This is a genomic window from Streptomyces fulvorobeus (assembly GCF_013167895.1).
Classification (GTDB): domain Bacteria; phylum Actinomycetota; class Actinomycetes; order Streptomycetales; family Streptomycetaceae; genus Streptomyces; species Streptomyces fulvorobeus.
The window spans coordinates 2,566,479-2,585,804 of the sequence record NZ_BLWC01000001.1 but is presented as its reverse complement, the minus strand read 5'-3'; the positions used below and the strand labels follow the sequence as shown (position 1 = coordinate 2,585,804).

Genomic DNA, 19,326 nt, shown 5'->3' with positions numbered 1-19,326 from the left:
CCGGCGGGCGGCGACACGGCGGCCTGATGCCACCGCATGGCTTTGGAGAGTCGCCGCGGAAGCGCTATCGTCCCCGCGCATCCGGGTCGCAGGGCCGATTCTCTGGAGCGTAGTGAGCAATTCGCAGGGCAGTCACCGTGCGGCGCGCGGCGGCCGGCGCGCACCGGCCGCGCCCGTGGCCGTCGCGCCCCCGTATCCCGCCCGCCCCTCGACCAGGAGGCGACGCTCGCGGGCAGGGCGTGGCCGGCCCCGGCCGTCCACGACCCGACCGCGCTCGACACACCCCTCGTACCCCGCCAGGCGGTCACGGCGGAGGGCACCACCGGCCGGGGTGCGACCGGCCGCGGCACCAGGCGCCGCAAGAGCGCGGCGAACGGCGACGGCCTGCGGCGGCTCGTCCCGCAAGCCCTGGTCGTCGCCTTCCTGGCCGGAGGCACCACCGCGTTCGTCGCCCACGACAAGGCCGTCCGGCTGAGCGTCGACGGGCAGCCGCGCACCCTGCACACCTTCGCCGACGACGTCGGCGAACTCCTCGCGGACGAGGGCGTAGCCGTCGGTGAACACGACCTGGTCGCCCCGGCGCCCGGCACCGGACTGGACAGCGGGGACGAGATCGTCGTCCGGTACGGACGCCCCGTCACCCTCACCCTCGACGGCATCCGCCGCCAGGTGTGGACCACCGCCGAGACGGTCGATGAGGCCCTGAGCCAGTTCGGGGTGCGCGCCGAGGGGGCGTACCTCTCCGCCTCGCGCTCCTCCCGGATCGGCCGCGCCGGTCTGGCCCTCGACATCCGCACCGAGCGCACCGTCACGTTCATGGCGGACGGCCGCGAGCGCACCCTGTGCACCAACGCCGCCACCGTCCGCGAGGCCGTCACCCAGGCCGGCATCACGCTGCGGGGCCAGGACACCACCTCCGTACCCCTCGACAGCTTCCCGCGCGACGGACAGACGATCTCCGTCATGCGGATCACCGACTCCCGCGAAGTGCGCGAGGTGACCGTCCCGTACGCCGTCGAACGCAGGGATGACCCCACCCTGGCCGCCGGTACGGAGGTCGTCGAACGCAACGGGAGCAACGGGGTCCGGCGGGTCACCTACGCCCTGCGCACCGTCAACGGCGTCAAGCACAGACCGCGCAGGACCGGCGAGGAGACCCTGCGCGAACCGGTCAGCCGGATCGTCCGCGTCGGGACCAGGAAACTCCCGGACCCGGCCCCGCGCGCGGACGGCCTGAACTGGAGCGGTCTCGCCGCCTGCGAGTCCGGCGGGCGCCCGGACGCCGTGGACCCCAGTGGCACGTACGGCGGGCTCTACCAGTTCGACACCCAGACCTGGCACTCCCTGGGCGGCACCGGCAGGCCCCAGGACGCCCCGGCGGCCGAACAGACCCGCCGGGCGCAGAAGCTGTACGCGCAAAGGGGGGCGAGTCCGTGGCCGCACTGCGGCCGTAGGCTTAGCGGGTGAGCAGCACAGAGCCCGACGCCCTCCTGGGCCCCGCAGACATCCGCGACCTGGCAGCGAAGCTGGGCGTACGCCCGACCAAGCAGCGCGGTCAGAACTTCGTCATCGACGCCAACACCGTCCGCCGGATCGTGCGCACCGCCGAGGTCCGCCCCGACGACGTCGTGGTCGAGGTGGGGCCGGGGCTCGGCTCGCTGACCCTGGCGCTGCTTGAGGCCGCCGACCGGGTCGTCGCCGTGGAGATCGACGAGGTGCTCGCGGGCGCGCTGCCCGCCACGGTCGCCGCCCGGATGCCGGAGCGCGCCGGCCGGTTCGCCCTGGTCCACTCCGACGCGATGCTGGTCCGGGAGCTGCCGGGCCCTCCGCCCACCGCGCTGGTGGCCAACCTTCCGTACAACGTGGCCGTGCCGGTCCTGCTCACCATGCTGGAGCGCTTCCCGAGCATCGAACGCACCCTGGTGATGGTGCAGGCCGAGGTCGCCGACCGGCTGGCCGCCAAGCCGGGCAACAAGGTGTACGGGGTGCCGTCCGTCAAGGCGAACTGGTACGCCGACGTCAGGCGCGCCGGGTCCATCGGCCGCACGGTCTTCTGGCCCGCGCCCAACGTCGACTCGGGGCTGGTGTCCCTGGTCCGGCGCACGGAGCCGATCAGGACGAGTGCGAGCCGTACCGAGGTGTTCGCGGTCGTCGACGCGGCGTTCGCCCAGCGCCGCAAGACGCTGCGCGCGGCCCTGTCCGGCTGGGCGGGTTCCGCGCCCGCCGCCGAGGCCGCCCTCCTCGCGGCCGGTGTCTCGCCGCAGGCCCGCGGCGAGGCGCTGACGGTCGAGGAGTTCGCCGCGATCGCCGAGAACAAGCCGCAGAGCACGCCGGAGCCGTCCGTATGACCCGCAGTGTCACCGTCCGCGTCCCCGCCAAGGTCAACGCGCAGCTCGCGGTCGGCGCCCCACGCGCCGACGGCTTCCACGACCTGGCCAACGTCTTCCTCGCCGTGGGCCTGTACGACGAGGTGACCGTCACCCCCGCCGACCGGCTGACGGTCACCTGCTCGGGGCCGGACGCCGCGCAGGTCCCGCTGGACGCCACGAACCTCGCCGCCCGCGCCGCGACCGCGCTGGCCGGGCGGTACGGCCGCACGCCCGACGTGCACATCCACATCGACAAGGACATCCCCGTGGCGGGCGGCATGGCGGGCGGCAGCGCGGACGGTGCCGCCGCCCTGCTGGCCTGCGACGCGCTCTGGTCCACGGGCGCCTCCCGTGAGGAACTGCTCGCGCTCTGCGCCGGACTGGGCAGCGACGTGCCGTTCAGCCTGGTGGGCGGGGCCGCGCTCGGCCTGGGGCGCGGTGAGCTGCTGACCCCGGTCGAGGTCGGGGGCACCTTCCACTGGGTCTTCGCGGTCGCCGACGGAGGGCTGTCCACCCCGGCGGTCTACGGCGAGTTCGACCGGCTCACCGCGGGGACGGACGTCCCCGAGCCCACCGCGTCCGCCGCGCTGCTGACCGCGCTGCGCGCCGGGGACACCACCGCGCTCGCGGACGCCCTGAGCAACGACCTCCAGGCCGCCGCGCTCTCCCTGCGCCCCTCGCTGGCCGCCACCCTCGCGGCGGGCACCTCGGCCGGCGCCCTGGCCGCCCTGGTCTCCGGCTCGGGGCCGACCACCGCGTTCCTGGTGGCGGACGAGGAGTCGGCGGAGAAGACCGCACACGCGCTGATCACCTCCGGCACGTGCAGGAGCGCGAGGGTGGCGGTGTCCCCGGCGCCGGGGGCGACGGTCCAGCGCCCGTAAGGACAGCGGCACGGGACGACGCGTGGCTCGTCCTCGCTCACGCCGGTCGCCGCGCGCCGGCGCGTTCCCGGTGGCGACTACCCTGGGACTTCGAGCGGTCCCCGACGCAGGGACCCCCCAGGCAGGAGTGAAATGGCCGTCAATCTGGTCAATGTCGAGCAGGTCAGCAAGGTGTACGGCACCCGTGCCCTGCTCGACGGTGTATCCCTCGGGGTGTCAGAGGGCGACCGGATCGGTGTGGTCGGCCGTAACGGCGACGGCAAGACGACCCTCATCCGGATGCTCGCCAAGCTGGAGGACGCGGACACCGGACGCGTCACCCACAACGGCGGGCTGCGCCTCGGCGTCCTCACCCAGCACGACTCCCTCGACCCGAAGGCGACCATCCGCCACGAGGTCATCGGCGATCTCGCCGACCACGAGTGGGCGGGCAGCGCCAAGATCCGTGACGTGCTCACCGGGCTCTTCGGCGGTCTCGCGCTCCCCGGCTTCGAGCACGGCCTGGACACCGTCATCGCCCCCCTCTCCGGTGGCGAGCGGCGCCGTATCGCGCTCGCCAAGCTGCTCATCGGCGAGCCCGACCTGATCGTCCTCGACGAGCCCACCAACCACCTCGACGTCGAGGGCATCTCCTGGCTGGCGGGCCACCTGCGGACCCGGCGCTCGGCGCTGGTCTGCGTCACTCACGACCGGTGGTTCCTCGACCAGGTCTGTACGCGTATGTGGGACGTCCAGCGCGGCTCGGTCCACGAGTACGAGGGCGGTTACAGCGACTACGTGTTCGCGCGGGCCGAGCGGGAGCGGATCGCCGCCACCGAGGAAGGCAAGCGGCAGAACCTGATGCGCAAGGAGCTGGCCTGGCTGCGGCGCGGTGCCCCCGCCCGTACGTCCAAGCCGCGCTACCGCATCGAGGCGGCCAACGAGCTGATCGCCGACGTGCCGCCGCCGCGCGACACCAGCGCGCTGATGAAGTTCGCCAACGCCCGGCTCGGCAAGACCGTGTTCGAGCTGGAGGACGTGACCGTCCAGGCCGGACCCAAGACGCTGCTCACCCACCTCACCTGGCAGCTCGGCCCCGGCGACCGGATCGGTCTGGTCGGCGTCAACGGCGCGGGCAAGACCTCGCTGCTGCGGGCGCTCGCCGAGGCGTGCCGCACGCAGGGCGACGTACAGCCCGCCGCGGGCAAGGTCGTCGTCGGCAGGACGGTGAAGCTGGCCTACCTCTCGCAGGAGGTCACCGAGCTCAAGCCGAACCTGCGGGTGCTGGAGGCCGTGCAGCAGGTCCGTGACCGCGTCGACCTCGGCAACGGCCGGGAGATGACCGCGGGACAGCTCTGCGAGCAGTTCGGCTTCACCAAGGAGAAGCAGTGGACGCCCGTCGGCGACCTCTCGGGCGGTGAGCGGCGCAGGCTCCAGATCCTGCGTCTGCTGATGGACGAGCCCAACGTCCTCTTCCTCGACGAGCCCACCAACGACCTGGACATCGAGACCCTGACGCAGCTGGAGGACCTCCTCGACAGCTGGCCCGGTTCGTTGATCGTGATCTCCCACGACCGGTTCTTCATCGAGCGGACCACCGACAAGGTGATGGCCCTGCTGGGTGACCGTGCGCTGCGGATGCTGCCGCGCGGGATCGACGAGTACCTGGAGCGCAGGCGGCGGATGGAGGAGACCGCCACCCCGGCCTCCGCGTCCGGTGGCTCAGGAGTGCGGCAGGCCCCGGCCGAGTCCGTCTCGCCGCAGGCCGCGCGGGCCGCGAAGAAGGAGCTCCAGAAGGTCGAGCGCCAGCTGGAGAAGATGTCGACGAGGGAAACGACCCTGCACGCGCAGATCGCCGCCAGCTCCACCGACTTCGAGAAGGTCGCGAAGCTCGACGCCGAGCTGCGCGAACTGGTCGCGGAACGCGATGTGCTGGAGATGCGCTGGCTGGAACTGGCCGAGGACGCCTGACAGCCGCCGCAGCGGTGGAGCGCGGCCTCCCCCGATCCCTGCCGACTCCGGCCGGGTCGTAACGAGGGCATCACGGGGCGGTCCTCCCTTGGAAACAGAGGGCGGACCGCCCCCGTGTCCGAAGCGGTACGGGTGGTAGAAAGAAGCCCCGCTCGACTGTCGTAACACCGCGGACCCCATGCCCGCTCCGCTCCTTTCCGTGGGATACCAGCCACGGAAACGCGGGGGAGACCGGAACGGGCACCGGACCGCACCGCACGAAGGGGGACGTGCTGATGACCCAGCCGCCCAGCCAGCAACCGCCGCAGGGAGGCTTCGGAGCTCCGCAGGAGCCGCCGCAGGGAACTCCTCAGCCGCCGCCGCCCCCCGGGCAGCCCCCGCAGACCCCGCCGCCGCCCGGCCATGCCCCGGGGCCGTACGCCCAGAGTCCGGGCCCGTACGCCCAGCAGCCCGGCCCGTACGGGCAGCAGCCGGGACCCTACGGCCAGCAGCCGGGACCCTACGGCGGGCAGCCGGGGCCGTACGGCCCGTCAGGGCAGCCCGGTTACGGCTATCCGCAGCAGCAGTACCCCGGCGCGCCCGTCCCCGGCGGCCCTGCGGGACCCGGCGGCCCTGCGGGACCCGGCGGCGGCAGCCCGTTCAGGGGCAGGCCCGCGATGATCATCGGCGGGGCGGTCGCCGCGCTGCTCGTCATAGGCGGCGCCGTCTTCGCGACGAACGGCGGTGACGACGAGAAGAAGCCGCCCGTCGCCGAGAAGACGACCGGCACGGCCCCGAGCACGTCCCCCACGGTCGACGAGGGCGATGGCAACGGCGACGGCCGCACGGTCGACGACGACCTGAACGCCGGTCGCAGGCCGGGCGAGGCGAAGGTCCTGTGGCTCCAGACGAACGCCGTGGACCTGCCGCGCAACGGCGCCGACGTGTACGGCCCCTGGATCGTCGGCGACACCGTCGTCAAGGGCATGTACCGAACGGTCTCCGGCTACTCCGTCGCCGACGGCAAGCAGAAGTGGACCCTGCCGCTGCCCGCCGACATGTGCGCGGCGCCGCCGCAGCCCACCGCGGACGGCAAGCTCGTCATCGGCGTCGAGGACAGCACGAAGGAGGGCGCCGACTGCGCGCTGCTCCAGATGATCGACCTCAACACCGGCAAGGCCGGCTGGAAGAAGACGGTCGAGCAGAACAGCACCTGGGACATGCTGTCCGACATCGGCCTGGCGATCAGCGGGGACACCGTCACGGTCGGCCGCACCAGCAACTCCAACGGATACCGCGTCAGCGACGGCAAGGAGCTGTTCGGCAAGCCGGCGGGCGCCTGCCAGCCGTTCGCGTTCGCCGGCGGCCCCAAGCTGATCGCCGCGGGCAGCTGCCGCACCGACGACATCGAGAACCCGCAGCACCAGCTCCAGGAGATCGACCCGGTCACCGGCAAGGCCAAGTGGACGTACAAGCCCGCACGGGGCTGGAAGGTCGACAAGGTCTACTCGGTGAGCCCGCTGGTCGTCTCGCTCACGCAGGGGAAGAGCGGGGGCAAGAAGGGCAAGTGGTCCATCATCGCCCTCAAGGAGAACGGCACGCTCCGCTCCCAGCTGGCCGGTGACCCCGAGGACACGTTCTCGCCCGACTGCGGCGGCGGTTTCTCGATCTTCGGTGAGCAGCTCGAAGGCTGCACCGGAGTCGCCGCCGACGCCAACACGCTCTACCTGGCGACCGACGACGACTCCAGCGGCACCAGCCGTACGAACAAGGTCGTCGCCTTCAACCTGAACACCGGCAGCCCCAGGTGGAAGGCGGCGGCCCCCGCCGGACGGGTCATGGCGCCGCTGCGGATGGAGGGCGGCAAGGTGCTGCTCCACCTGGCCGCCTCGTACGACAAGGGCGGGGCCGTGGCCACGCTCGCCCCGACCGGTGGCACGCCCACCGTGCTGCTCCAGCACCCCCGGTCGACGGCCCGTATCGAGAGCACCTTCTACTCGTCGAAGGTCGCCTACGCGAGCGGCCGTTCCTTCATCCTCAGCGGGCGCGTCAGCGCCGGCAGCGACGAGGAGGAGAAGGAGCAGAAGACCATGATGGTCTTCGGCGAGTGACGGTTCACGACGGCGCCCGACCCCACAGTCCCCTTCCTCCAGAGGTGTGCACTCCATGACCCAGCCGCCCCAGCCGCCCAACGAGCCGCCCCAGGGCGGATTCGGCGCCCCGCAGAGCCCCCGCCCGGCGGGTTCGACAAGCAGCCGACCCAGCCCCCGGCTACGGCTACCCGCAGGTCCCGCCGCCGGGAGCGCCCCCGGCGCCCCCCGGTTACGGCTACCCGCAGGGACCGCCGCCCGTCGCGCACCCGCAGCAGGGCTACGGCTACCCGACGGCGCCCATGCACCCGCAGTACCCGGGGCAGCCCGCCGGGAACGGCGGGAGGCTCTCCACCCAGATGCGGATCATCGTCGCGGCGGCCGCGGCCGTGGTGCTGATCATCGGCGCCGGGGTCGTCTACTCGGCCACCAGCGGTGACGAGAAGACCGGCACCGGCACCGAGGCGTCCTCGGCCGGTGCGAGCGGCGGCGAGAAGAAGGGCGGCGAGAGCGGCGGCCTCGGCGGCGGCGACGAGAAGGCACCGGCGAACACCAAGTCGGCGGTCGGCTTCCAGCTGCCCCAGCCCAAGGTCACCGACACCACGTCGGTCGCGGGCTCCTGGCTCACCGACAAGGCGTACGTCAAGACCGGCGTGTACGAGATCGTCGGCTACGACCCCGTCAAGGGCACCAAGCTCTGGTCGGTCCCGCTGCCCGGCCAGGTCTGCTCCGCGTCCAGGCACATGAGCAAGGACTTCAAGACGGCCGTCGTCTTCGAGGCGGGCAAGCCGACCAAGGCGAAGAAGTACCAGCCCTGCAACCAGGTCGGCGCGCTCGACCTGGCCACCGGCAAGCTGCTCTGGAGCAAGTCGGTCACCGCGGCCACCGGGGGCGACGAGCCCGTCAGGTTCGACGAGGTCACGGTCAGTGGCACCACGGTCGCCGCCGGCGGTACCAGCGGCGGCGCCGCGTTCGACCTCACCACGGGCGCCGAGCTGTGGAAGCCGACGGCCGAGGCGGACGGCTGCTACGACATGGGCTACGGCGGCGGCGAGGCCCTGGCCACGGTCCGCAAGTGTGGTTCGTACGACGACCCGCAGCTGACCATCCAGGCGCTCAACCCGACCACGGGCGCTCCGGTCTCCTCGTACAAGATGCCGCCGGGCGTCGAGTACGCGAGCATCGTCTCCACCAAGCCGCTGGTCGTCGCCGCCGACGTCGGCGACACCGCCGGTGACGGCAGCGGCATCTCGGACTTCTTCTCCATCGACGCGGCCACCGGCAAGCTGCTCGTGCGGATCTCGGCCGACGCGGACAAGTACGCGGCCCGCTGCGGTTCCACCAAGGTCGAGACCTGCCGGCACCTCGTCGTCGGCAACAACCGGCTGTACGTGCCGACCGAGGAGCACGAGGGCGGTGGCGAGTACGGCGACACCAACGAGATCGTCGCCTTCGACCTGACCACCGGCAAGCTGGTCGGCGGCAAGGCGGACGCGGGCGACCGCTACACGCTGACGCCGCTGCGGATGGACGGCGCCGACGTCATCGCGTACAAGCAGCCCCCGTACGACAAGGGCGGGCAGATCGTCTCCATCGACGGCGGAACCTTCAAGGAGACGCTGCTGATGGAGAACCCGGCCGACGAGGCGGTCCGTGACGCGGAGAGCAGCTTCTCCGGGGACTACTCCGAGGTCATCTACTCCAAGGGACAGCTGTTCATGTCCGAGACGATGATCAGTGAGCCGCGCGAGAGCTCCCTGGGCGACAAGGAGTACCTCGTCGTCTCCTTCCGCACCAGCTGACTCCCGCTGTCACGCCCGCCCCGGCGGACGGACGCCCACGGCCCTGCCGGTCGATCAGCCGACCGGCAGGGCCGGTCGTTTTCCGACCGCCAAGTGCCCCTGGGGCAAGCAGAATCCGGCATTCTCGGACGCTTCTGGGGCTAGGGGGCGCGCGAGGTCGGCCAAGCGTGTAGCTTGCCGGGTCACGGCCGGGGGGCCGGGCTCGCAGGGGCATACAGGGGTACATGGGGGGTTGCTCGATGAGCGTGCGGCTCATGGTGGTCGACGATCACCGACTGCTCGCCGAGGCACTCGCCTCGGCGCTGAAACTGCGCGGGCACCGGGTGCTCGCGGCGGCCGCGCCGACGTCCGGGGCGGCCGAACTGGTCGTCAGCAGGGCCCCGGAGGTCTGTCTGTTCGGTACGGCGGCGCCCGCGGAACCCGGCACCTTCGATCCGATCGTCCGGATCGGACGGGAGCGCCCCCAGGTGGCGGTCGTGGTGCTCGGCCCGGTGCCGAGCCCGCGCGGGATCGCGGCGGCGTTCGCGGCGGGGGCCGCCGGGTACGTCCGCCACGACGAGCGGATCGAGGGCGTCGAACGGGCGATCGTCAAGGCCAGGGCCGGTGAGGCGGCGGTCGCGCCGCAGCTGCTCAGGGCGGCGTTCGCGGAGCTGCTCAACCCGGCGGTGCAGCCGGACGACGAGGGCCAGCGGCTGCTGCGCATGCTCACCCCGCGCGAGGTCGAGGTGCTGGTGCGGGTCGCGGAGGGCGAGGACACCCGGCTGATCGCGGCCGGGATGGGGATCGCGTCGAGCACCGCGCGTACGCATGTGCAGCGGGTCCTGATGAAGCTGGGGGTCGGCTCGCGCCTGGAGGCGGCGGCGCTCGCGGCCCGTACCGGGCTGCTGGACCGGGCGGTCCCGGACGCGCGGCAGGGGCCGGTCCTCCCCGCCTGAGCGGGTGAGGTCCGGCCCCTGCGGCGGGCGCGGGGCGTCAGTCGCCGGACGGCTTCGCCACCCCGGCCGGTGCGACGACCGGACGCAGCTTCATCCAGACCAGGAAGAACAGCCCGAGCGCCAGCATGGCGAGGCCGGTCCAGAGGTTGATGTGGACGCCCTCGGCCTTCTTCAGGTCGGCTTCGGAGGGGTTGATCCCGGCGATGGTGACGATCACTCCGTAGACCACGAAGAGGCCGCCGATGATCCTCCGGATGTCGAAGAGCCGGGCCGCGGTCGCGGACTGGCGCTCCAGTGCGGAGACTTCCTTGTGCAGGTCGGACATGGTGAGTGCCTCCGATCAGAGGGAGTAGGGGAGGTAGCAGAGGGCGGCGAGGACGATGGCGCCCCAGCCGAGCAGGGCGGGGCTGCGGTACCAGGCGCTGTCGGCCTCGTCCGGCACCTCGTCGGCGTCCGGGGACTCCGTCCCGTACACCAGACCGGCGAGCTCGGCCTCGGGCTTCGGTGCCGTGAAGAGCGTGACGACGACCATGACCACGGCTCCGGCGAGGAAGCCGACGATCGCGGAGACGAAGTTGGCGCCCTGGTCGGTCGGGATGTCGATGACCCCGCCCTTGTAGATCCAGAAGTAGTTGACCATCGCGGCGGTGGTGCCCGCGACCAGGCCCCAGACACCGGACTTCATCGAGGCCCGCTTCCAGAACATGCCGATGATGAAGACGACGAACATCGGGACGTTGAAGAAGGAGAACAGCGTCTGGAGGTAGCTCATGATGTTGGAGAAGCTGGCCGCGATGAAGGCGGTGCCGATGGAGGCCAGCACGCCGATCGCCGTGATGAGCCGCCCGAAGCGCAGGTAGTACGCGTCCGGCTGGTCCTTCTTCACGTAGCGGGCCCAGATGTCGGTGGTGAACACCGTGTTGAAGGAGGACACGTTCGCCGCCATACCGGCCATGAACGCGGCCAGCAGACCGGTCACCGCGATGCCGAGCACCCCGTTGGGCAGGAGTTCCCGCATCAGCAGCGGGATGGCGTCGTTGTACGTGAGGTCCGACTCAGGCGTGCCGATCTGCGGTACGACGACGGCGGCGACCAGGCCCGGGATCATCACCGCGAAGACGATGAAGATCTTCGGGAACGCGGCGATCAGCGGGGTGCGCTTGGCCGCTGAGAGGTTCTTCGCGGACAGGGCGCGCTGCACCTCGGCGAAGTTCGTCGTCCAGTAGCCGAAGGAGAGCACGAAGCCGAGACCGAGGATGATCGTCAGCCAGTTGGCGCCGAGCGGGTTGGCGTCACCGATCCCGGTGCCGCCCCAGGCGGAGAGGAAGTCCTCGCCGCGGCTCTTCTCCAGCGATCCGCTCAGACCGTCCCAGCCGCCGACGCGCTTGAGCCCCAGCAGGGTGAGCGGGATCAGCGCGGCGAGGATGACGAAGAACTGGAGCACCTCGTTGTAGATCGCCGAGGAGAGCCCGCCGATGGTGATGTAGAGCAGCACGAAGAGGCCCGCGACGACGATCGCCACCCACTGCGGCCAGCCGAGCAGCGCCTCCACGACGATCGACAGGGCGTAGAGGTTGACGCCCGCGATCAGGATCGCCGCGAAGGCGAAGAGTACGGAGCTCAGCAGGTGCGCCGACCTGTCGAAGCGCTGGAGCAGGAACTCCGGTACGGAGCGGACCTTCGACCGGTAGTAGAAGGGCATCATCACGAGGCCCAGGAAGACCATCGCCGGGATGGCCCCGATCCAGTACCAGTGGACGACGGCGACGCCGTACTGCGCGCCGGTCGCCGCCATGCCGAGGATCTCGGTGGCGCCGAGGTTGGCGGCGACGAAGGCCAGGCCGGTCACCCAGGCGGGCAGTGACCGTCCGGAGAGGAAGAAGTCGAGGCTGGTCCTCACACTGGCACGGGCGGCGAAGCCGATGCCGAGCACCACGACGAAGTAGATCGCCAGAATCGTGTAGTCGAGCCCGTTCGTGGGGAGTCGGAGCCCTTCGGCCAGATAGTGCATGGGGGGTACTCGCTTCGTTGCGCGAACTGAACTCGACGGAACCTACGCCTTTGCGTTCATAAAATGAACAGTCGTGCTGGCGTTCTTTGTTCGATCGTGATCGTGCCGCCCGTTTTGCTGCGGTATATGCCTTGCTCCGGATGATCGGCGCCGTCATTGACGCCCCTGTTTGCTTGTGGTTCATTGTGTGCGGTTATGTTTGGAGGAACCTGGTGAAGAAGACGGTTACGAGCCTCGCCGACGGCCGTGAGCTGATCTATTACGACTCCGCGGACGACACCGTCCGCGACGCCGTCGACCGCAGGCCGCTCGGCGCCGTCTCGACCTCGTCCGAGATCCGCCGGGACCCGCTGCTCGGCGACAGCGTCGCCATCGCCTCACACCGGCAGGGGCGCACCTACCACCCGCCCGCCGACGAGTGCCCGCTCTGCCCCTCCCGGAGCGGGCGGCTGAGCGAGATCCCCGACAGCCACTACGACGTGGCCGTGTTCGAGAACCGCTTCCCCTCCCTCGCCGGGGACGCCGGACGCTGCGAGGTGGTCTGCTTCACCTCCGACCACGACGCCTCGTTCGCCGACCTCACCGAGGAGCAGGCGGCGGTCGTGCTGGAGGCGTGGACCGACCGCACCGCCGAGCTCGCCGGACTCGGCCAGGTCACCCAGGTGTTCTGCTTCGAGAACCGGGGCGCCGAGATCGGCGTCTCCCTCGGCCACCCGCACGGGCAGATCTACGGCTACCCCTTCGTCACCCCGCGCACCGAACTGATGCTCCGCTCGGCGCGCGCGCACCGCGAGGAGACCGGCCGCAACCTCTTCGAGGACGTCGTGGCCCGCGAGCTCGCGGAGGGCGACCGTGTGGTCCTGTCCGGCGAGCACTGGGTGGCCTTCGTGCCGTACGCGGCGCACTGGCCTTACGAGGTGCACCTCTACCCGCGCCGCCGCGTCCTGGACCTGCGCGGCCTCGACGAAGCCGCCCGCACGGAGTTCCCACAGATCTATCTGGAACTCCTGAGGCGGTTCGACCGGATCTTCGGCCCCGCCGAGCCCCCGACCCCGTACATCTCGGCCTGGCACCAGGCGCCCTTCCGGGCTCCCGGGCGGGAGGACTTCGCGCTCCATCTGGAGCTTTTCACCATTCGGCGCACCTCGGGCAAGCTGAAGTTCCTCGCGGGCTCCGAATCCGGTATGAGCGCATTCATCAACGACGTGCCGCCGGAGGCCGCGGCCCAGCGACTGCGAGAGGTAGCGAGCGAGTGAGCAACTCCCCCAAGGCCAAGAAGTACCTGGTGACCGGCGGCGCGGGATACGTCGGCGGTGTGGTCGCCGCGCATCTGCTGGAGGCCGGTCACACGGTCACCGTCCTGGACGACCTCTCGACCGGCTTCCGGGAGGGCGTCCCGGCGGGGGCCGAGTTCGTGGAGGGCCGGGTCCAGGACGCCGCCAAATGGCTGGACCGCTCCTACGACGGCGTCCTGCACTTCGCCGCGTTCTCCCAGGTCGGTGAGTCCGTCACCGACCCGGAGAAGTACTGGGTGAACAACGTCGGCGGGACCACCGCCCTGCTCGCCGCGATGCGTGACGCCGGTGTGCGGACCCTGGTCTTCTCCTCCACCGCGGCGACCTATGGCGAACCCGCTTCCAGCCCGATCACCGAGGCGTTCCCGACCGCGCCGACCAACCCGTACGGCGCGAGCAAGCTCGCCGTCGACCACATGATCAGCGGCGAGGCCGCCGCGCACGGCCTGGCGGCCGTCTCGCTGCGCTACTTCAACGTGGCCGGCGCGTACGGCGCCTGCGGCGAGCGGCACCACCCCGAGTCGCACCTCATCCCGCTCGTCCTCCAGGTCGCCCTGGGGCAGCGCGAGACGATCTCCGTCTACGGGGACGACTACCCGACCCCGGACGGCACCTGCGTCCGCGACTACATCCACGTCGCCGACCTCGCCGAGGCCCACCTCCTCGCCCTGGACGCCGCCGCCCCCGGCGAGCACCTGATCTGCAACCTGGGCAACGGCAACGGCTTCTCCGTACGCGAGGTCATCGAGACCGTCCGCCAGGTCACCGGCCACCCCGTCCCCGAGACCCCGGCCCCCGCCGCGCGGGTGACCCGGCCGTCCTCGTGGCCTCCGCCGCCACCGCGAGGGAGCGCCTCGGCTGGCGGCCCTCGCGCGCCGGACTGGCCGGCATCGTCGCCGACGCCTGGGCCTTCGCCCGCAGAGAGGAATCCCCTACCTCATGACCTCCGGACCCGCTGAGACCGAGACCGCCTTCGCCGAGCTGTACGGCAGAGCTCCCGAAGGGGTGTGGGCCGCACCCGGACGGGTGAACCTGATCGGCGAGTACACCGACTTCAACGACGGCTTCGTGATGCCGCTCGCCCTTCCGCACACCGCGCTCGCGGCCGTCGCCCGCCGTACGGACGGCCGGCTGCGCCTGCACTCCACCGACGTACCCGGCGGTGTGGTCCAGCTCCGCGTCGACGAACTGACCCCGCACAGGGGCCATGGCTGGGCGGCCTACCCGGCCGGAGTCGTCTGGGCGCTGCGGGAGGCCGGCCACCCGGTCACCGGTGCGGACATCCAGATCACCTCCACGGTTCCGACCGGCGCGGGGCTCTCCTCGTCCGCCGCCCTCGAAGTGGTCACCGCGCTCGCCCTGAACGACCTGTTCGAGCTGGGTCTGAGCCCCGCCGGGCTCGCGGTCGTCGGCCAGCGCGCGGAGAACGCGTTCGTCGGCGTCCCCTGCGGCGTCATGGACCAGATGGCCTCGGCCTGCTGCACGGACGGCCACGCCCTGTACCTCGACACCCGCGATCTCACCCAGCGCCAGGTCCCCTTCGACCTGGCCTCCCACGGCCTGCACCTCCTGGTCGTCGACACCCGGGTCAAGCACGAGCTGGGCGACGGGGCGTACGCGGAACGGCGCGCCGGCTGCGAGGAGGGTGCCCGGCTCCTCGGCATACCGACCCTGCGCGAACTCCCGTACGAGGGGCTGGGCACCGCGCTCGCCACCCTGGCCGAGGCGGGCGCGGACGAGTCCGTCATCCGCTGCGTACGCCATGTGGTGGGCGACAACCACCGGGTCGAGCAGGTCATCGCGCTGCTCGACGCGGGCCGGGTGCGTGCGGCGGGCCCGGTCCTGAACGAGGGCCACGTCTCGCTCCGCGACGATCTGCGGGTCTCCTGCCCGGAGCTGGACCTGGTGGTCGCCACGGCGAACGCGGCCGGGGCGCTCGGCGCCCGGATGACCGGCGGCGGGTTCGGCGGGTCGGCGATCGTGCTGGTGGAGGAGGCGGACGCGGAGGCGATCGCCCAGGCCGTGCGCGAGGCGTTCGCCTCGGCCGGTCACGCCGCGCCGGGGATCTTTCCCGCGGTGCCGTCCGCCGGGGCCCGCAGGCTCAGCTGACGAACCGCTTCACGAGGGTGAACTCGGTGACACCGGGCGGGTAGTCCTCGACCCGCCCGGTCACCTCGTACCCGTGCTTGCGGTAGAAGGCGGGGGCCTGGAAGTCCCAGGTCTCCAGCCGTGAGGCGGTGCAGGAACGCTCGGTGCGGGCCACGCCCTCGGCATCGGCCAGCAGCCGTGAACCGAGGCCGAGCCCGCGGTGGCCCGCCTCGACCCAGAGCAGGTCGACATGGAGCCAGTACGCCCAGGTCCGTCCGGACAGGCCACCGACCACGTCTCCCCGGGTGTCCAACACCCATATCTCCAGGGGGTTCTCATGCTCGGCGGGGGTGGCGAGCAGGGCGCGCAGCCCGGGTGAGGCGGCTGTGTTGTCCGTACGCAGTCGACCGCTCAGCAGAATGCGACGTTCTTTGTCTACTTCTGTCTCAAGACGGAACATGAAACACACCCTAAACACCTTGGACGACCAGTTCCGCGAATCCCCTTCCGCTTCCGGCCCCCGCCCGTACGCTGATGTTCAGCACCGGTGGGGGCCGGTGCCGATTCAGGGGAGCGAGACAGTCGGGTGCGACGCCCGGGACGGGTGGCGGCCGGCGTACGGCGGCGGCCGTGTGCCGGGGACCACCGGAGGTTCCGGGCGTCGTACCCGTAACTGTCGGCCCCCGCGATGGGGGTGTCTGTGGCTCGTATCCGGGTTCTGGTGGTCGACGACCACCGCATCTTCGCCGAGTCGCTCGCGGCGGCCCTCGCGGCCGAACCGGACGTGGACGTGGCGGCGGCGGGCAGTGGCCCGGCCGCGCTGCGCTGCCTGGAGCGCGCGATCGCCGAGTCCCGCCCTTACGACGTGCTGCTGGTCGACGCCGAGCTGGGCGCCCGGGGGACGGGCGGCACGCGGGCCGCCCCCGTACCGGCCGACGGGACGGATGGCCCGGTCGACGGCATCTCGCTGGTCGCCGGGGTCCGTACCGGCCAGCCGTCCGTGCGTACGGTGGTGCTCGCCGAGCGCGACGATCCGTGCCGCGCGGCGACGGCCCTTCAGGCCGGTGCGTCCGGCTGGGTGGCCAAGGACTGCTCGCTGCAACGGCTGCTCGCGGTGATCCGGGGCGTCCTGCGCGACGAGACGCATCTGCCGCCCGCCCTGCTGACCGGTGTGCTCAGGGAGCTGACGGCGACGCGCAAGCACCGCACGGAGAGCGAGCGGCTCATCGAGTCGCTGACCCCGCGCGAGTGCGAGGTGCTGCGGTGCATGGTGGCGGGGCTGGGCCGCAAGGCGGTCGCCGAGCGCCTGTTCCTCTCCCCGCACACGGTGCGTACGCACATGCAGAACGTGCTGGGGAAGCTGGGCGTGCACTCCACGCTGGCGGCGGTGGCACTGGCCCGGCGGGCGGGGGTCGGTCCGGCCGACCTCTCCGGCGGCCCGCTGACCGCGGGGGCGGTCCTAGCCGGGAACGTTGTCGAACGGGGCGGTCAACTGGCGTAGCAGCCCGGCCAGTTCGCCGCGCTGCTGGCGGGAGAGCTGCCCGAGGATGGCGCGCTCCTGGTCCAGGAGGCCGGCCAGGGACTGGTCGGCCTTGTCCTGGCCCTCGGTGGTGAGCCGCACGAGCACCCCGCGCCGGTCGCTCGGGTCGGGGAGGCGCTCGACGAGGTTCTTCTTGGTCAGCCGGTCGATGCGGTTGGTCATCGTGCCGGAGGTGACCAGGGTCTGGGTCAGCAGCTGGCCGGGGGAGAGCTGGTAGGGAGCGCCCGCGCGCCGCAGCGACGTCAGTACGTCGAACTCCCACGGCTCCAGACCGTGCTCGGCGAAGGCGATCCTGCGGGCCCGGTCGAGGTGACGGGCCAAGCGGGAGACGCGGCTCAGCACCTCGAGTGGTTCCACGTCGAGGTCGGGGCGCTCGCGGCGCCATGCAGCGACCAGCCGGTCGACCTCGTCCTCCATGTGGATCAGTGTAGAGGGTCTGTCGACATAGAGTCTCTTGAATTCGAGTCTCTTGACATCGAGGTACTTCTGCGCCGACCTCCGTCAGTTCTTGCGGTGGCCTATCAGGCGGGGCTTGGACTCCAGGTTCTCCAGACCGTGCCAGCAGAGGTTGACCAGATGCGCCGCGACCTCCGCCTTCTTCGGCTTGCGGACGTCCAGCCACCACTGGCCGGTCAGCGCGACCATGCCGACCAGGGCCTGCGCGTAGAGCGGCGCCAGCTTCGGGTCGAAGCCGCGCGCCTTGAACTCCAGGCCGAGGATGTCCTCCACCTGCGTGGCGATGTCACTGATCAGCGACGCGAACGTCCCCGTGGACTGGGCGACCGGGGAGTCGCGGACCAGGATGCGGAAGCCGTCCGTGTACGTCTCGATGTAGTCCAGCAGCGCGAACGCCGCCTGTTCGAGGAGCTCACGCGGGTGGCCCGCGGTCAGCGCGCTCGTCACCATGTCGAGGAGCTGACGCATCTCGCGGTCGACCACCACGGCGTACAGGCCCTCCTTGCCGCCGAAGTGCTCGTAGACGACCGGCTTGGAGACCCCGGCACGGGCCGCGATCTCCTCGACGGACGTACCTTCGAAACCCTTGTCGGCGAAGAGGGCGCGACCGATGTCCAGCAACTGTTCGCGGCGCTCCTTGCCGGTCATCCGGACCCGTCGGGTCCGGCGGACGGGGGAGGGTCTGCTCTTCTCGCTGCCTGTGCTGCCGTCGGTCGCCACGTCGTCAATCATGCCGCGTCGGCGGGCGCGGGGTTGCGGCGGGCGTCGATACGGGCCGTGTCGGGCCAGCGGACGTCGGAGGCCCAGCCGAGCTGCTCGAACCAGCGGATCAGCCGGGCACTCGAATCGATCTGGCCCTTCATCACACCGTGCCGCGCGCTCGTCGGGTCCGCGTGGTGCAGGTTGTGCCAGGACTCACCGCACGAGAGCACCGCCAGCCACCACACGTTCCCCGAGCGGTCCCGGGACTTGAAGGGGCGCTTGCCGACCGCGTGGCAGATCGAGTTGATCGACCACGTGACGTGGTGCAGCAGCGCGACCCGTACCAGCGAGCCCCAGAAGAACGCGGTCGCCGCACCCCACCAGGACATCGTCACCAGACCGCCCACGACCGGCGGAATGGCCAGCGAGACGATGGTGAAGGTGAGGAAGTGGCGGGAGATCCCGCGGATCGCCGGGTCCTTGATCAGGTCGGGGGCGTACTTCTGCTGCGAGGTCCGCTCCTCGTCGAACATCCAGCCGATGTGCGCCCACCACAGCCCCTTCATCAGGGCGGGCAGCGTCTCGCCGAACCGCCACGGCGAGTGGGGGTCGCCCTCGGCGTCGGAGAAGCGGTGGTGCCTGCGGTGGTCGGCCACCCAGCGCACCAGCGGACCCTCGACGGCCAGCGAACCGGCCACGGCCAGGGCGATGCGCAGCGGACGCTTCGCCTTGAAGGAGCCGTGCGTGAAGTAGCGGTGGAAGCCGATCGTGATGCCGTGGCACCCGATGTAGTACATACCGACCAGCAGACCCAGATCGAGCCAGCTGACACCGCGGCCCCAGACCAGCGGCACCGCCGCCAGCAGGGCCACGAACGGCACCACGATGAAGAGGAGGAGAGCGATCTGTTCGACCGACCGCTTCTTGTCGCCGCCGAGCGTGGCGGGGGGAAGGACAGGATCGTCGATCACATTGGGGCTGGTGGGCATGGGGAGTCCCCTGTGAGGTGGGAAGTGCGTCGGATCGCCCAGGCTACGCATGCGTAACCTACGGCCTGGTAAGTATGGCAGCGCATGGGCCCGTCGTACGAGAGCTGAACCCACGTGCCTGTTTCGCGGGTACCCGGAAGGGCTGCGCGCCACGCCCGCCGGGCGGACACCTATCCTGGGAGAGTCGGACAGCGCGGTCCGCACTCTGCTGATCCCCGGGGGTGACGACGCACCGCTGC

Annotated in this window: 15 protein-coding genes and 2 pseudogenes; 11 read left to right on the top strand and 6 right to left on the bottom strand. The window is 71.3% G+C overall.

The window, feature by feature from the left end:
• Positions 1 to 36: 36 nt before the first annotated feature.
• From Sfulv_RS11615 to Sfulv_RS11585, 7 genes and pseudogenes are all read left to right on the top strand, one after another.
• A complete protein-coding gene (locus tag Sfulv_RS11615; RefSeq protein WP_173313616.1) occupies positions 37 to 1,467 on the top strand; it encodes a resuscitation-promoting factor in 1,431 nt (476 codons plus the stop codon).
• Positions 1,464 to 2,348, top strand: coding sequence for a 16S rRNA (adenine(1518)-N(6)/adenine(1519)-N(6))-dimethyltransferase RsmA (gene rsmA / locus Sfulv_RS11610; RefSeq protein ID WP_173313615.1), 885 nt, complete (start codon positions 1,464 to 1,466; stop codon positions 2,346 to 2,348). The genes Sfulv_RS11615 and rsmA overlap by 4 nt, the downstream gene beginning before the upstream one ends.
• Positions 2,345 to 3,250: a 4-(cytidine 5'-diphospho)-2-C-methyl-D-erythritol kinase gene (locus Sfulv_RS11605; RefSeq protein ID WP_173313614.1), complete on the top strand. Its 906-nt coding sequence runs from the start codon at positions 2,345 to 2,347 to the stop codon at positions 3,248 to 3,250. Before rsmA ends, Sfulv_RS11605 begins: the two co-directional genes overlap by 4 nt.
• A 132-nt stretch (positions 3,251 to 3,382) precedes the next feature.
• Positions 3,383 to 5,200, top strand: coding sequence for an ABC-F family ATP-binding cassette domain-containing protein (locus tag Sfulv_RS11600; RefSeq protein ID WP_173313613.1), 1,818 nt, complete (start codon positions 3,383 to 3,385; stop codon positions 5,198 to 5,200).
• 275 nt (positions 5,201 to 5,475) lie between these two features.
• Positions 5,476 to 7,290 carry an outer membrane protein assembly factor BamB family protein gene (locus tag Sfulv_RS11595; protein WP_173313612.1) on the top strand — a complete coding sequence of 605 codons (1,815 nt, stop codon included), beginning with the start codon at positions 5,476 to 5,478 and terminating at the stop codon, positions 7,288 to 7,290.
• A gap of 55 nt (positions 7,291 to 7,345) precedes the next feature.
• Positions 7,346 to 9,071, top strand: a pseudogene (locus Sfulv_RS11590) (outer membrane protein assembly factor BamB family protein).
• 239 nt (positions 9,072 to 9,310) lie between these two features.
• Positions 9,311 to 10,006, top strand: a complete 696-nt coding sequence (locus tag Sfulv_RS11585; RefSeq protein WP_173313611.1) for a helix-turn-helix transcriptional regulator — start codon at positions 9,311 to 9,313, stop codon at positions 10,004 to 10,006.
• A gap of 37 nt (positions 10,007 to 10,043) precedes the next feature.
• Here the strand turns inward: Sfulv_RS11585 and Sfulv_RS11580 are convergent, their stop codons facing one another.
• Both Sfulv_RS11580 and Sfulv_RS11575 read right to left on the bottom strand, forming a co-directional pair.
• The gene (locus Sfulv_RS11580) at positions 10,044 to 10,331 is read right to left on the bottom strand and encodes a hypothetical protein (protein ID WP_173313610.1); all 288 of its coding nucleotides are present in this window, start codon (positions 10,329 to 10,331) and stop codon (positions 10,044 to 10,046) included.
• 15 nt (positions 10,332 to 10,346) lie between these two features.
• Positions 10,347 to 12,017 (bottom strand): sodium:solute symporter family protein, encoded by a 1,671-nt coding sequence (locus Sfulv_RS11575; RefSeq protein WP_173313609.1) that lies wholly within the window; start codon positions 12,015 to 12,017, stop codon positions 10,347 to 10,349.
• Between the two features lie 212 nt (positions 12,018 to 12,229).
• Here Sfulv_RS11575 and galT point away from each other — a divergent pair, with 212 nt between their 5' ends.
• From galT to galK, 3 genes and pseudogenes are all read left to right on the top strand, one after another.
• On the top strand, positions 12,230 to 13,273 hold the full coding sequence (galT, locus tag Sfulv_RS11570) for a galactose-1-phosphate uridylyltransferase (protein WP_173313608.1): 1,044 nt from the start codon (positions 12,230 to 12,232) through the stop codon (positions 13,271 to 13,273).
• Positions 13,270 to 14,255, top strand: a pseudogene (galE, locus tag Sfulv_RS11565) (UDP-glucose 4-epimerase GalE). The gene galT and the pseudogene galE overlap by 4 nt, the downstream one beginning before the upstream one ends.
• Positions 14,252 to 15,421 carry a galactokinase gene (gene galK, locus Sfulv_RS11560; protein ID WP_173313607.1) on the top strand — a complete coding sequence of 390 codons (1,170 nt, stop codon included), beginning with the start codon at positions 14,252 to 14,254 and terminating at the stop codon, positions 15,419 to 15,421. Before galE ends, galK begins: the two are co-directional and overlap by 4 nt.
• On the opposite strand, the gene Sfulv_RS11555 is transcribed toward galK, so the two are convergent.
• On the bottom strand, positions 15,414 to 15,860 hold the full coding sequence (locus Sfulv_RS11555) for a GNAT family N-acetyltransferase (RefSeq protein ID WP_173313606.1): 447 nt from the start codon (positions 15,858 to 15,860) through the stop codon (positions 15,414 to 15,416). The two genes, galK and Sfulv_RS11555, sit on opposite strands and share 8 nt — an antisense overlap.
• A 228-nt stretch (positions 15,861 to 16,088) precedes the next feature.
• Between Sfulv_RS11555 and Sfulv_RS11550 the strand changes: the two genes are divergently transcribed.
• Positions 16,089 to 16,901 carry a LuxR C-terminal-related transcriptional regulator gene (locus Sfulv_RS11550; RefSeq protein WP_173313605.1) on the top strand — a complete coding sequence of 271 codons (813 nt, stop codon included), beginning with the start codon at positions 16,089 to 16,091 and terminating at the stop codon, positions 16,899 to 16,901.
• Here the strand turns inward: Sfulv_RS11550 and Sfulv_RS11545 are convergent.
• The 3 genes from Sfulv_RS11545 to Sfulv_RS11535 all read right to left on the bottom strand — a co-directional run bounded on the left by Sfulv_RS11545 (position 16,860) and on the right by Sfulv_RS11535 (position 19,087).
• The gene (locus tag Sfulv_RS11545) at positions 16,860 to 17,357 is read right to left on the bottom strand and encodes a MarR family winged helix-turn-helix transcriptional regulator (protein WP_173313604.1); all 498 of its coding nucleotides are present in this window, start codon (positions 17,355 to 17,357) and stop codon (positions 16,860 to 16,862) included. The two genes, Sfulv_RS11550 and Sfulv_RS11545, sit on opposite strands and share 42 nt — an antisense overlap.
• Before the next feature lie 84 nt (positions 17,358 to 17,441).
• Positions 17,442 to 18,128, bottom strand: a complete 687-nt coding sequence (locus tag Sfulv_RS11540; RefSeq protein WP_173313603.1) for a TetR/AcrR family transcriptional regulator — start codon at positions 18,126 to 18,128, stop codon at positions 17,442 to 17,444.
• Positions 18,125 to 19,087 (bottom strand): acyl-CoA desaturase, encoded by a 963-nt coding sequence (locus tag Sfulv_RS11535; RefSeq protein ID WP_173313602.1) that lies wholly within the window; start codon positions 19,085 to 19,087, stop codon positions 18,125 to 18,127. The genes Sfulv_RS11540 and Sfulv_RS11535 overlap by 4 nt, the downstream gene beginning before the upstream one ends.
• Between the last annotated feature and the right edge of the window lie 239 nt (positions 19,088 to 19,326).

Bases quoted from the DNA above. Each gene is read 5' to 3' on its own strand.
- Sfulv_RS11540 (WP_173313603.1), bottom strand. From the start codon at position 18,128: ATGATTGACGACGTGGCGACCGACGGCAGCACAGGCAGCGAGAAGAGC.
- galK (WP_173313607.1), top strand. From the start codon at position 14,252: ATGACCTCCGGACCCGCTGAGACCGAGACCGCCTTCGCCGAGCTGTAC.
- Sfulv_RS11595 (WP_173313612.1), top strand. From the start codon at position 5,476: ATGACCCAGCCGCCCAGCCAGCAACCGCCGCAGGGAGGCTTCGGAGCT.
- Sfulv_RS11580 (WP_173313610.1), bottom strand. From the start codon at position 10,331: ATGTCCGACCTGCACAAGGAAGTCTCCGCACTGGAGCGCCAGTCCGCG.
- Sfulv_RS11585 (WP_173313611.1), top strand. From the start codon at position 9,311: ATGAGCGTGCGGCTCATGGTGGTCGACGATCACCGACTGCTCGCCGAG.
- Sfulv_RS11605 (WP_173313614.1), top strand. From the start codon at position 2,345: ATGACCCGCAGTGTCACCGTCCGCGTCCCCGCCAAGGTCAACGCGCAG.
- Sfulv_RS11575 (WP_173313609.1), bottom strand. From the start codon at position 12,017: ATGCACTATCTGGCCGAAGGGCTCCGACTCCCCACGAACGGGCTCGAC.
- Sfulv_RS11550 (WP_173313605.1), top strand. From the start codon at position 16,089: ATGGGGGTGTCTGTGGCTCGTATCCGGGTTCTGGTGGTCGACGACCAC.
- Sfulv_RS11600 (WP_173313613.1), top strand. From the start codon at position 3,383: ATGGCCGTCAATCTGGTCAATGTCGAGCAGGTCAGCAAGGTGTACGGC.
- Sfulv_RS11545 (WP_173313604.1), bottom strand. From the start codon at position 17,357: ATGGAGGACGAGGTCGACCGGCTGGTCGCTGCATGGCGCCGCGAGCGC.
- Sfulv_RS11615 (WP_173313616.1), top strand. From the start codon at position 37: ATGGCTTTGGAGAGTCGCCGCGGAAGCGCTATCGTCCCCGCGCATCCG.
- Sfulv_RS11535 (WP_173313602.1), bottom strand. From the start codon at position 19,087: ATGCCCACCAGCCCCAATGTGATCGACGATCCTGTCCTTCCCCCCGCC.
- Sfulv_RS11555 (WP_173313606.1), bottom strand. From the start codon at position 15,860: ATGTTCCGTCTTGAGACAGAAGTAGACAAAGAACGTCGCATTCTGCTG.